This window comes from Savagea serpentis, assembly GCF_015351395.1.
Lineage (GTDB): Bacteria > Bacillota > Bacilli > Bacillales_A > Planococcaceae > Savagea > Savagea serpentis.
In genome coordinates, this window is the sequence record NZ_JADKPV010000001.1 from 753,203 (window position 1) to 765,013 (window position 11,811).

Below are 11,811 nucleotides of genomic sequence, written 5' to 3' on the forward strand. Positions count from 1 at the left end.
CACGTGAATAAAGAAATTCGCTTTGATGAAGTGAGTAAATCATACGGAGAAACAGAAGTTGTAAAATCATTAAATTTCACGATACGAGAAGGAGAACGGCTTATTTTGCTTGGACCTTCCGGATGCGGAAAGTCTACAACATTACGGATGATTGCGGGGCTCGAACCGTTGACGACGGGGGATTTATATATGGGTGGCGAGCGTGTCAATGATGTGCCGAGCGGGCAGCGTGATATTGCGATGGTGTTTCAAAACTATGCGCTCTATCCTCATATGACCGTTTGGCAAAACATTACGTACGGATTGCGCGTTCAACGTGTGCCGAAAGACGAAGTGAAAAAACGAGCAAATGAAGCGGTGCGCATGTTGAAATTAGAAGGATATGAAGATCGTTTGCCGAAAGATTTATCAGGCGGACAACGGCAACGTGTCGCATTAGCTCGAGCGATCGTCAGGCAAAGCCAATATTTTTTACTCGATGAACCTTTGTCGAATTTGGACGCTAAGTTGCGGGCGACCGCGAGAAAGGAGCTCGTCAATATTCATGAAGCGTATCGTCAAACGTTCGTCTACGTTACGCACGATCAAGTGGAAGCGATGACGGTAGGGGAACGAATTGCCCTTATGTATGAAGGAGAATTGCAAATGTTAGATACACCAGAACGAGTGTATCATCAGCCGCGTAACATCTTTACCGCTACGTTTATCGGGTCGCCTCCGATGAATGTCATCGACGTGAGCATTATTGACGACGTCATCCAAGTAGAAAAGCAACGAATCCCCCTTCCGTTAGCGTGGCGACGTCATTTGGCGGGAATATCTCAAAAGCGACTCACTTTCGGCGTGCGTCCGGAACATCTTTCGATTGATAAAGAACAGAAGGAACATGCGTTATGTGGCACGGTGAAATATGTGGAAAATCACGGTGATACATACGCGGTTTATATCGACATTGCGGGTGTGGAATGGATCGCTTTACATGAGTACCGAAATTGGACGCAAGGTGAGACGGTTTATTTAACGACGGAATCAAAACGAATGCACTTTTTTGACCGAGAGACGACATTATCACTCGGTTACCCTATACATTTTTTAGAGGAGGAACAATAATGACAATTGCTTATTCACAACTCATTACATTATCGCAGCCAATTGAAGCGAGTATTCAAGCATTAATAGAGGCAGGTGCCGAATCGATTGAGCTCATGATCGACGGCCCAGAATGGGAAAATATAAAAGAAGAATGGGAGTCGCTCATTCAACAATTGCGCGCTTTCGATGTGGCATATTCCGTTCACCCTCCTGCATGGGATATTAATATGACGAGTGAGAACCGAGAGACGCGCAAGACAGCGATTCGTGAGTATGAAAGGTCAATTCGTTTCGCTCATGCGATTGGCGCAGAACACGTCGTCATTCATCCTGGCTTTACATTTTCTCCTGTTTTTTCGAAAGAAGTGGCGAAGGAGCGTGCGAAAGAAGGAATAGAGCAACTATGTGAAGTAGCACGACCTCTCGGTATTACGCTAGGCATTGAAAACGTCGGCTATCACGGTTCTTCTTTATTTACACAAGCGGAGTATGTGCAATTTGTAAAAACACTCGATCCATGCGCTTCTTACTTAATCGATACGGGACATGCGCATTTAAATGATTGGGATATTCCAGCTCTCCTTAGTGAAACGTCAGATCGACTCGTTGCGTTACACGTACACGATAATGACCAAACAGGAGACGATCATTGGCGTATCGGGCACGGTACGATTCCTTGGGAAGCAATATGGGACGAGCTCGTTCAGTTAAACAATGACAGCACCGTCATTTTAGAATATGCGCCCGGCACACCGCTTCATGCTTTGAAAGAAGATGAACAACGTTGGCGATCAGCCTTAAATGAACGTCAATAAGGAGGGCGTATGACGACATTCGATCAATTTGATGCCTATTGTTTCGATTTAGACGGTACAATATATGTTGGGGATCGATTATTGCCAGGCGTAAAGGAAGTGATTGAGACGTTGCGAGCACACGATAAGCGAGTACTGTTTATAACGAATGCCCCGACAAAAACGAGGAAGCATTGTCAACTCGTCCTCGCTCAATTTGGGATAGAAGCGCCGCTTTGCGATATTATGACCGCTTCTTATGTCGCTGCTTGCTATTTTCGGGAGATTGAACCAGAAGGGCGTGTATTTCTCGTCGGAGAAGCACCGTTACGAGAAGAGTGCGAAGCGCAAAACGTCTCGCTCACAACGAATCCGAAAGAAGCGACACATGTTCTCGTCGGATTAGATCGTAAGTTCACCTATACCACTTTAAACGAAGCGATGGAAGCGGTAAGAGGTGGCGCTCATTTAGTCGCAACGAATCCTGACGTCGCTTGTCCTGTCGAGACAGGGTTTATCGCCGATACGTATGCGCTCGCGAGTGCAATCGCAACGGCGAGTGAAGTAGAAGTGGCACAAGTAGTCGGAAAACCTTCATCTTATTATGTGACCCATCTATGTGCAATGTTAGGTGAAAACAGTCGAGCCATCATTATCGGCGATCGTTTAGAAACTGATATTGCGATGGGATTGCAACACGATATTCCGACTTGTCTCGTCTTAACAGGAGCTTCTCAACGTCAAGATATCATTCGAACGAATATTCAACCGACTTATATCATTGAAACGATGCATCAATTATTAACATAAACTTAACCTTTTATTAACCGTTTAGCCCTTGTTGCTAAACGGTTCTTTCATGCACACTGAAAGAATAGAAGAGAACAAATAGGAGGAAAACAATGAGTGAATTGAAATTACATCGTCATTTTATGGAGCGTTTACAGCAACATCGCCTCGTCGCTGCCGTAAAATCCCCGAAGCAACTAGAACGAGTCGTGCAAGAAAAAGAGCGAGTCAGTGCTGTCCTTTTGATGACTGGAAATGTGTTGACACTTGAACAATATGTTCGTTTCATTCAATCTCACGGATTGCCCGTCATCGTCCATGTCGAAAAAATAGGAGGATTGCATATGGACCGCGATGGGATTGAATTTATGAAGCGCTATGTGAAACCATTCGGCATCGTCACAACACGTACAGGAACAATTAAAAAAGCGAAAGCAGCGGGCTTATTTGTCATTCAACGTGTGTTTTTAATCGATACTGAAGTGTACGAACACCTCATGGACGACTTGCCTACTTTACAAGCAGATGCCGTAGAAATTATGCCTTGCCGGGCGCCTGATTTTGTAAAGCGCATCGCATCTGAAGCGAATAAACCGATTTTAACCGGTGGATTATTACATACTGTCACGCAAGCTTATGAAGCGTTAAATGCTGGTGCAACGGCGGTTACAACATCCAATGTGGAAATGTGGACGCACGATTTTTCTTTGCCTCATCCACTAGAACGAGAAAACCCTTCGATTGTAATTTGAAAATTCATTTTTTGTATTACATAAATTTACTTTGAACAATGAGCGTCCTTGCATTTAAAAATGCGAGATTCAAAAATCGAGCGACAAATTCGTCAAACTTTCATCGAGATGTGTAATACTAGTGAAAAAATGATGAAGTGAGGACGAAAAATAGTGTGGAAAAAATATAGCTGGATATTTATAATGATGCTGTTTTTAGTAGGTTGTTCACCGGAAGCGCAACATGAATCATGGACTCCCGAACAGTTTAAAAATGTTGTTCAAGCTTATGGAGATCGAGAATTAGCGAGCGAGGCAGCGTCCATTACAGGTGAAGCGTTATGGATTACAGAAGAGGGGGAGCAACTGGAAATCCCGATTCCGACGGATGAATTTTTCGTCTCGATTGCTCCTTATCGTACTGTCACACACGATTGTGAAATTCATAGCTTAACGGGTTGTCAAGGAGAGCTCGTTCATGAAACATTTACGGTAACCGTTATAGATGAAAAAGGGGACATTGTGAATCAAGACAATTACAGTACTGGCGTAAATGGTTTTATCGATTTATGGCTACCGCGTGATCAAACATTACAGGTTTTCATTGAATCTGGAGAAGAACGAGTAGAAGCGGAGTTGACGACGTATTCGGACAGCCCGACGTGCATCACGACGATGCAGTTACAAAAATCTTAAAAATAGGCAGGACATCAAAGTGTATGATGTCTTGCCTATTTTAGTTTTGTGAAATGGTTGGGGAAGGTTGTTTCGGATAGGCGAGCGATTCGATTTTTTTCCAGACGAGTTCAATAGGACCGCGTGAGAAGAAACGGAGCCAAATCGTTGAAAAGATCATAAGGAATGTAACGATTCCGAACCATGCGACGACCGTATGCCAATCTTTTGCGAGCGGCGCCAGGCCGAATCCCCAGTTGTAAAATAAAATCGAGCTGATGATATTTTGTCCAATGTAACAAGTGAGCGCCATTTTGCCGATATTTTCAAACCCTCGTTGTATGTGAGGCGCAATCGATGTGCGTGCCCAGTAGACGACGACACTTAAGTAAAAACAAGAGACGATCGGTGCGATGATGTAGCGTTCATAAGAGACGAGTGCATCGCTCCAATACGTTGCGATTAATAGCGGAATGCCTAGAGTCCCGCTAAGTAGAAGCAAACGTTTTTGTAAGCGACGCGCACGCTCATCAAAGCCGACCCAGCCACTCTGTACGAGCAAAGCGCCGAATAAAAAGAGCGCTAAGTTCATCGGAATGATCATGACCGCTTCTCCGCGCATCATCCAAAAGTTGGCGAGGCGATCTTTCACTTGTTCGGAGTAGGTGGTGTGGTCACTTTCGAACATAACGTACCCTTCCGCGATCGCATCTTCCATTCGAATTTGTTCATTCATTTCTTCGCGTGTCAACGTGCGTTCGATGAAGTCATGATCCTCCATATCGTAAGGAACGGACGGGAAGTTCGTCCACCCGAATTGGTTCGATAGGTGAAGGCTTAATGATAAAATCGCTACGGTAATGATCACTTTTTTCGGTCGCGTAATGATGAAAGAAGCGAGTATTCCAACGAAGGCATAACTCATGAGCACGTCAAATTCAAAGACGAAAATGTAATGAAGCAACCCGTCGAGAAATAAAATAACCATCGCCCAAATGTAAATGCGATACCAAGGAAGGCCTCGCTTTTGTAAATGGTCATGTTTTAACTGCATGCCAATCCCGAACATGATCGTTAATAATCCGAGAAATTTTCCGTTCGTTAATGTGCTAGAGAGCAAGGAGAGAAAACTCGCTTCCATCGACATTGTAAAAATCCAAATATTCGTGCCGAGGGTGCCTGCAATGGCAACGCCTCTTGCGATATCTAATGCGCGAAATCGTTTCATCAAAAGTTCCTTCTTTCTAATCGTTTCGTGGGAACGTCATTAAAAAGAGAGCGCCTGTTGTATATTTTGTCTCGGGCGGAATGAGACGGATCGTCCCTTGATGTAGCGTGACGATGTCTTTCGCTAAGGCGAGTCCAATTCCAGTATGTCCGCCACTCCCTTTGAAGAAGCGATCAAATACATAAGGGGCATCTTGTTCCGCCACACCCGGTCCGTCGTCTTGAATGGCGATATACCAATGAGAAGCATCCCATTTAAGCACGATTGTGACAGTGTTGTTCGCGTAGTGAACGGCATTCATTAAGACGTTGGAGAAAGCTTTCGTCAGTTGCGCTTCATTGCCGTAAAAGAGAGGTAAAGCATCCGGAATGTGAAGTTGCCAAACGAGGTGACGTTGTTTGGCGACAGGGTCCATCGTTCGGACGCAGTCGTAAATCATTTCATCCCATTCCACTGCTTCTTTCTGTTCGTGTAACTGGCCGCTTTCCATTTTAGAAAGGAAGAGCAATTCTTCGACGAGTTGTTCCATTTTTTGACTTTCATTTAAAATGACATCTACCGCTTGTTCAGTCGGAATAATCTCCGTTTGAATCCCTTCCGCATATCCTTGAATCGACATGATCGGTGTTTTTAATTCATGGGACATATTTTGAAAAAACTGTTGCATTTTTTCTTCTGTATTTTCGATATGTTTGCCGAGACGGAATCCGTAAAAACTCGCAATAAACGTACAAAGGAGTAAGACGATAATAAATAAAACATTCATCGTTTTCGCAAAAGCGGTTAAAGGGGTGACATTCACGTACAAAACCATCGATTGTTCGAGCACATCCGCCTCTGTATGAAGCGGTAACCAAATGTAATAAATGTGCTCATCTTGAATCGTTTCCGACAAAATCACTTGTTTTGGAGGAGTAGTTCGGTTAATGAACGTAATCATCCGTTTCTCCTGATCGGTCATGTACGGATACGTCGATGTCCCTTCCTCTGTTAAAAAGAGCATATTCACTTGCATCGACGTATTCGTATCGAATGAGATAATCATCGATTCATGATCGACTTCATGATCTAACTGGAACGCTTGTTGTTCTCCTTGGAGCGCTTGTTTTGCTTCGTTTTCGATGTAGCGGTTCATCATGTAATTAAAGATGAGCATAATGCAAATAATGGATAAGACGATGCTTAAAGTGACGAAGAGCACGATGCGTTTTTTCGCGCGTCCTTTCATCTTAATTTTCCTCCCGTAAGATGAGTTGATACCCGTATCCCCAAACCGATTGAATCGTCACATCGAGCGGGTGGGCGAGCATTTTTTTACGAATGCGTCGAATCGTTTCGTCGGTGACGCGAGTTTCGACTTCGGTATCAAATCCCCAAATGTCATTGAGTAACTCATCGCGGTGAATCGCTTTTTTCGGGCGTTGCATAAAATAAATGAGTACACTGCGTTCGGTTGCTGTTAGGGGCATCGGTTGATCGCCTGCATAAATCGTCTGCTCATCTTCAACGTAACGCAAATGACCAAATTGTAAAGAAGCGGGCGTTTGTCGTTCACTTTTCGCCATTTCGACACGACGGAGTAAAGCTTTGACGCGCATCATGAGCACAGTCGGTCGGAACGGCTTCGTTAAATAATCGTCACTGCCGAGTGTAATGCCTTGTACATAGTCGAGCTCACTATCTTTAGCAGTTAATATAATGATCGGCACGGTCGACCGTTCGCGAATCGTTTTACAAATCGTCAACCCGTCCATACCCGGCATCATAATATCTAAAATGAGCAAGTCCGCATGGTGGTGATCAAAAGCTTCCAATAAAGCATCACCCGTTTCATAAGCGAACACGTCATAACCTGCAGCGCTTAAAAATGAAACGAGTAACTCTCGAATCGCCTCATCATCTTCTGCAATAAAAATCGTTTCCACTCAAAGCCCTCCTTCCTAATTTGATAGTAAAGACGTTCCCACGAGGAATATAGTTCTACTTGTAGTATAAAGAGCATGTCACTTTAAATCCCCACAGCGAAGTCACGATTATGTCAACGAAATGTCACAGAGCGGGAACTTCTTTTGGCATAAAGCGTAGAATATAAAGAAAAGGGGGGAATTTGTATGAAAAAATGGATCATTCCATTGTTTATATTGGGGACGATGTTTAGCGTACTATTTATTCAAAATCAATTTTCGGTTGAAGCAACCATCAAAAAAGATGAATTACGTGTCCATCGTTATTACACGTTATTGCAAGAGGAAAAGTGGAAAGAAGCGCTTGAGCTCGTGCACGTTGACTCGAAAGACGCATCCATCGATAAAAAAGTAGAAGCATTGCAAACATCACCCGCTTCATTCACGCGCTATGCGATCCAACAAGTTGAGCATCTAGACGGGGCACATTACTATTTCATCGTACATGTGACGAAAGAAGAGGATGGCATTCAAAACATTTACGAAGACCGGGTATTTGTAGATGAGAAAACGAAAAAACTATCGATCACCTCGACAGACCCAAACATCGCGCTTCGGAGTGGCGAAATGTAAAGAGAAATCGTATCATTTTGCACGCGCGAACGTGAAGTGCCCACGAAAACCATAGGACCTTCGCAAAGAAAATCACACCTTTTATGAAGTTTTAGTGAAGTTCCAAACGTCACTTGCAAGAAAAAGGGAAATGAGGCACAATATGTAGTAATAGAGAGGCAAACAAAACAACCTCTCGCAGTCTCCCTCTACATAGAGGGAGTGGATTGAAATTTTCTTCTTCAAAAAATGTAAAAACTTTTTCTTTTGTCTCCCTCTACATAGAGGGAGTGGATTGAAATGACTACATTGACGCACACGGACTTTAAAAGGAGGTCTCCCTCTACATAGAGGGAGTGGATTGAAATAGGACCAAGCAATTTTAGAAGATGAAACGATTAGTCTCCCTCTACATAGAGGGAGTGGATTGAAATATCATTAAGCTAATAATTTTGGTGAAAGGCGAAATAGTCTCCCTCTACATAGAGGGAGTGGATTGAAATATTGCATCTACATAGGCACTGTCTTTTAATAATTCGTCTCCCTCTGCATATGGGGAGTAGATTGAAATAAATAAAAAACCGCGAAACAAATGAATCGTTTTCTTCCGTATGAGGAGCGGTGGAAGTGGAGGTGTATTGTTTTTGAAGTTCCAAGCAAAAAAAGACTTCATGTATCGAATGATCGTATGGGGATCGGTCTTGTTGTTTTTAGGATTATCGATCGGGCTGTTTCTCCCGATTTATCATGAGGCTGGCCTTGTCGCAAGTTCGATTTTTTCTTCTATATGTGGGATTTTTGCCATCGTCATTTTATCGTTTTGGTACCGAACCTTTTACGTTATAACCGATGAACATTTAATGATATATGTCGGTCCAATGAAACGACGGATTGAGCTGGAGACGATTCAAAAAATCGAAAAGACGAATACGCCATTAGCTTCAGCTGCTCTTTCCAAAGAACGTTATTATTTGTATTATGGTTTAGGGGATGTCACCATTATCGCTCCAGAAAACATGAATACATTTGTAAAAGTGATCAATGAACAAAGAGATGAACCAGTGGAATTATCGATATAGAAAGAGAAAACGAATTTCCCTCACAAAAATTCATTTTCTCTTTCTTTTTTCATTAATACCTAGTAAACTGATAAGAATAATATATAAGAGGTGAATGAAATGGAAAAAAGGAGAGGGTCCCTTATGTCACCCATTGTTACAATCGTTCTCTTCCTTATCGTTGCCCTCACGTGGGAATACGCTGCTGTACAAGGATGGATACCGACCTATCGATTACCGAAATGGTGAAACTAAATATTTAATTTCTTAATTTTGCAGAAAAGTTTGACAAAAGGAAAAGAATAGGTTTACAATACAGCTAACATTCAAACAACAACATATATTTTCTTATCCAGAGAAGTCGAGGGACCTGACCCAATGACGCTTCAGCAACCAGCAAACTGCATTGGTGCTCCTTTCAGAGAATGAATAATCATTCTGAAGATGAGATTTTTGTTACATTTACATTCGTAAATATGACGCTATTCTCTTCAGAAGAGGATAGCGTTTTTTGTTTGAATGAAAAAGAAAAAAGGGGATGCTTATGAAAAAAAGAATGTATCTTAATGCATTTGAAATGAACTGTGTTGGCCATCAGTCTCCAGGCTTATGGACACATCCGAACGATCAATCGTCTCGATACAAAGAGGCAAACTATTGGATCGAACTCGCTCAAATTTTGGAGAAGTATGAATACGATGCGGTATTTTTAGCAGATGTACTTGGGGTTTATGACGTTTATGGTGGTGATGACAAGACGAGTTTAAAAGAAGCAACACAAGTACCAATCAATGATCCGATGTTTGTCATTCCGCTTATGGCGCATGTGACGAAACATTTAGGCTTTGGAGTTACAGCATCTGTTACCCATGAACATCCGTATTTATTTGCACGGAAAATGACGACACTTGACCATTTAACTGAAGGACGAATCGGTTGGAATATCGTCACATCTTACTTAGCGAGTGCCGCGTTAAATATGGGGAAAGATCAGCCTCTTCGGCATGAGGAGCGGTATGCGATTGCCGAAGAGTTTGTGCAAGTGTGCTACAAGTTGTGGGAAGGCAGTTGGGAAGATGGAGCTGTCGTAAGAGATCGGAAATCACGTACTTTTACACACGGAGAGCGAGTCCATCCGATTGAACATAAAGGAAAATACTTCGAAGTACCTGGAATTCATTTATGCGAACCGTCCGCTCAAAGGACACCCGTTTTATTTCAAGCAGGGGCTTCACCGTCTGGTCGCTCTTTTGCGACAAAGCATGCGGAGTTTATTTTTATCGGAGCTCCGACGATTCAAGCAGCGAAAGTTTTTACATCACGTATTCGAGAGGAAACAGTCATCAATGGACGAGATCCGAACGATGTTAAAATCATTACGATGATTACACCGATTGTTGCAGAAACGACAGAAGAGGCGCAGGCGAAGTATGACGAATATGTAGCGCATAGCAGTTATGAAGGAGCCTTAGCATTATTCGGTGGGTGGACGGGAGTTGATTTATCATCATTTGACCCAGATGACGAAGTGCAATATGTGGAGAATGATGCGATTCGCTCAACACTCGAAAGTTTTACGACGATAGACCCGACACGCAAATGGACGATTCGAGAAATTGCACATTCAATAGGTATTGGTGGGATGGGAACGGCAACAGTAGGAACGAAAGAAGAAGTAGCAGATGAATTAGAACGGTGGATGGATGAAGCAGACGTCGATGGTTTTAATTTAGCATATGCTTTAGCTCATGATACGTTTGAACAGTTCGGCCGAGAGGTGATTCCCATTTTAAAAGAGAGAGGAAGAAGAGGGAAACGTGTAGAGGGATCCTTTCGACATCAAGCGTTTGGAAAGGGAGATGATTTACCGCCATATCATCCTGCAAAGCATTATTATAATCGTATTCACACAGTTAAAACCAATTAAAACAATATGTTTAATGTATTTAGGAGGAAATAAAATGAAGCAATGGACAAAGGTAATATTCGCACTTATTTTATTTGGAAGTTTGGCAGGCTGTTCGCCTGCTGCGTCTGAGCAGACACTTTCAAAAGTGCGATTAGATTATGCGCATTACTCGCCAACGAGTTTAGTATTGAAAGAATTTGGTTGGTTAGAGGAACGATTAGAGGAACAAGGAATCAAAGTAGAATGGGTGTTTAGTCAAGGAAGTAATAAGTCGCTTGAATTTTTGAATAGTAATAGCATCGATTTCGGCTCAACGGCGGGAGCGGCGGCCTTATTATCCAAAGCAAACGGCGCACCTATTGAAAGCATTTACGTATTATCTCAACCAGAGTGGACAGCACTCGTATCTACAGGTTCTATTACGGATGTCTCACAATTAAAAGGTAAAAAAATTGCTGCGACAAGTGGTACAGATCCTTATATCTTTTTATTGCAGGCCTTGAGTGCACAAGGTATATCTCTTGATGAAGTGGATATCGTAAATGTGCAACATGGCGATGGAGCAAATGCTTTATCGAGTGGACAAGTGGACGCTTGGGCAGGATTAGATCCCCATATGGCTCGCGTAGAAGTGGAACGAGGCGGACAGTTATTTTATCGAAATGTCGATTTTAATACGTACAATTTGTTAAATGTTCGCACAGCCTTTTTACAAGAACATCCAGAAATTGTTCAAACAGTGTTAGAAACGTATGAACAAGCACGACAATGGGTGATTGAACATCCAGAAGAAACAGCACAATTGTTAAGTGAAGATGCAAACATCCCGATAGAAGTAGCTCGAATACAGCTTGAACGCACAAGTTTTGAATCAAGCGTTTTAACGTCAACTCAAAATGAAACATTGCGACGCGCCGGTGAAACATTACTGCAAGGAAATTTTTTAAAGCAAGACGTATTGCTAGATGAAACGATTGACGCTTTATTAAATAAAGATGTTTGGGAAGGAGCGCAATGAT

The 11,811-nt window shown here is 42.6% G+C and carries 12 protein-coding genes, 1 CRISPR repeat array and 1 riboswitch; of the genes, 9 read left to right on the forward strand and 3 right to left on the reverse strand.

Going from position 1 to position 11,811, the window contains the following annotated elements:
• Positions 1-3: 3 nt before the first annotated feature.
• The 5 genes from IRY55_RS03840 (at position 4) to IRY55_RS03860 (ending at position 4,102) form a co-directional block, all read left to right on the forward strand.
• Complete coding sequence (locus tag IRY55_RS03840; protein ID WP_328799611.1) at positions 4-1,110, forward strand: ABC transporter ATP-binding protein; 1,107 nt, start codon at positions 4-6, stop codon at positions 1,108-1,110.
• Positions 1,110-1,907 (forward strand): sugar phosphate isomerase/epimerase family protein, encoded by a 798-nt coding sequence (locus IRY55_RS03845; RefSeq protein ID WP_194561925.1) that lies wholly within the window; start codon positions 1,110-1,112, stop codon positions 1,905-1,907. Before IRY55_RS03840 ends, IRY55_RS03845 begins: the two co-directional genes overlap by 1 nt.
• A gap of 9 nt (positions 1,908-1,916) precedes the next feature.
• Positions 1,917-2,696 carry an HAD-IIA family hydrolase gene (locus IRY55_RS03850; RefSeq protein ID WP_194561926.1) on the forward strand — a complete coding sequence of 260 codons (780 nt, stop codon included), beginning with the start codon at positions 1,917-1,919 and terminating at the stop codon, positions 2,694-2,696.
• Between the two features lie 92 nt (positions 2,697-2,788).
• Positions 2,789-3,427 (forward strand): glycerol-3-phosphate responsive antiterminator, encoded by a 639-nt coding sequence (locus IRY55_RS03855; RefSeq protein ID WP_235961009.1) that lies wholly within the window; start codon positions 2,789-2,791, stop codon positions 3,425-3,427.
• A gap of 183 nt (positions 3,428-3,610) precedes the next feature.
• Positions 3,611-4,102, forward strand: coding sequence for a CueP family metal-binding protein (locus IRY55_RS03860; RefSeq protein ID WP_194561927.1), 492 nt, complete (start codon positions 3,611-3,613; stop codon positions 4,100-4,102).
• 40 nt (positions 4,103-4,142) lie between these two features.
• Here the strand turns inward: IRY55_RS03860 and IRY55_RS03865 are convergent, their stop codons facing one another.
• Genes IRY55_RS03865 through IRY55_RS13580 form a run of 3 tightly spaced genes read right to left on the reverse strand, consistent with a single transcriptional unit; the run spans position 4,143 to position 7,234 of the window.
• A complete protein-coding gene (locus IRY55_RS03865) occupies positions 4,143-5,309 on the reverse strand; it encodes a DUF418 domain-containing protein (RefSeq protein WP_194561928.1) in 1,167 nt (388 codons plus the stop codon).
• A gap of 16 nt (positions 5,310-5,325) precedes the next feature.
• Positions 5,326-6,537 carry a sensor histidine kinase gene (locus IRY55_RS03870; protein WP_194561929.1) on the reverse strand — a complete coding sequence of 404 codons (1,212 nt, stop codon included), beginning with the start codon at positions 6,535-6,537 and terminating at the stop codon, positions 5,326-5,328.
• 1 nt (position 6,538) lies between these two features.
• Positions 6,539-7,234 carry a response regulator transcription factor gene (locus tag IRY55_RS13580; RefSeq protein ID WP_194561930.1) on the reverse strand — a complete coding sequence of 232 codons (696 nt, stop codon included), beginning with the start codon at positions 7,232-7,234 and terminating at the stop codon, positions 6,539-6,541.
• A gap of 186 nt (positions 7,235-7,420) precedes the next feature.
• Between IRY55_RS13580 and IRY55_RS03880 the strand changes: the two genes are divergently transcribed.
• The 4 genes from IRY55_RS03880 to IRY55_RS03895 all read left to right on the forward strand — a co-directional run bounded on the left by IRY55_RS03880 (position 7,421) and on the right by IRY55_RS03895 (position 11,810).
• Positions 7,421-7,846 (forward strand): hypothetical protein, encoded by a 426-nt coding sequence (locus tag IRY55_RS03880; protein WP_194561931.1) that lies wholly within the window; start codon positions 7,421-7,423, stop codon positions 7,844-7,846.
• 180 nt (positions 7,847-8,026) lie between these two features.
• Positions 8,027-8,396: a CRISPR direct-repeat array (repeat unit 33 nt; unit sequence GTCTCCCTCTACATAGAGGGAGTGGATTGAAAT).
• A 73-nt stretch (positions 8,397-8,469) separates the two neighbouring features.
• Positions 8,470-8,904, forward strand: a complete 435-nt coding sequence (locus IRY55_RS03885) for a PH domain-containing protein (RefSeq protein WP_194561932.1) — start codon at positions 8,470-8,472, stop codon at positions 8,902-8,904.
• Between the two features lie 324 nt (positions 8,905-9,228).
• A riboswitch (SAM riboswitch) is annotated at positions 9,229-9,334 on the forward strand.
• A gap of 93 nt (positions 9,335-9,427) precedes the next feature.
• Positions 9,428-10,810, forward strand: coding sequence for an LLM class flavin-dependent oxidoreductase (locus IRY55_RS03890; RefSeq protein WP_235961010.1), 1,383 nt, complete (start codon positions 9,428-9,430; stop codon positions 10,808-10,810).
• A gap of 34 nt (positions 10,811-10,844) precedes the next feature.
• The gene (locus IRY55_RS03895) at positions 10,845-11,810 is read left to right on the forward strand and encodes an aliphatic sulfonate ABC transporter substrate-binding protein (protein WP_194561934.1); all 966 of its coding nucleotides are present in this window, start codon (positions 10,845-10,847) and stop codon (positions 11,808-11,810) included.
• Position 11,811 lies beyond the last annotated feature (1 nt).

Bases quoted from the DNA above. Each gene is read 5' to 3' on its own strand.
- IRY55_RS03845 (WP_194561925.1), top strand. From the start codon at position 1,110: ATGACAATTGCTTATTCACAACTCATTACATTATCGCAGCCAATTGAA.
- IRY55_RS03855 (WP_235961009.1), top strand. From the start codon at position 2,789: ATGAGTGAATTGAAATTACATCGTCATTTTATGGAGCGTTTACAGCAA.
- IRY55_RS03850 (WP_194561926.1), top strand. From the start codon at position 1,917: ATGACGACATTCGATCAATTTGATGCCTATTGTTTCGATTTAGACGGT.
- IRY55_RS03870 (WP_194561929.1), bottom strand. From the start codon at position 6,537: ATGAAAGGACGCGCGAAAAAACGCATCGTGCTCTTCGTCACTTTAAGC.
- IRY55_RS03895 (WP_194561934.1), top strand. From the start codon at position 10,845: ATGAAGCAATGGACAAAGGTAATATTCGCACTTATTTTATTTGGAAGT.
- IRY55_RS03865 (WP_194561928.1), bottom strand. From the start codon at position 5,309: ATGAAACGATTTCGCGCATTAGATATCGCAAGAGGCGTTGCCATTGCA.
- IRY55_RS03890 (WP_235961010.1), top strand. From the start codon at position 9,428: ATGAAAAAAAGAATGTATCTTAATGCATTTGAAATGAACTGTGTTGGC.
- IRY55_RS03880 (WP_194561931.1), top strand. From the start codon at position 7,421: ATGAAAAAATGGATCATTCCATTGTTTATATTGGGGACGATGTTTAGC.
- IRY55_RS03860 (WP_194561927.1), top strand. From the start codon at position 3,611: ATGATGCTGTTTTTAGTAGGTTGTTCACCGGAAGCGCAACATGAATCA.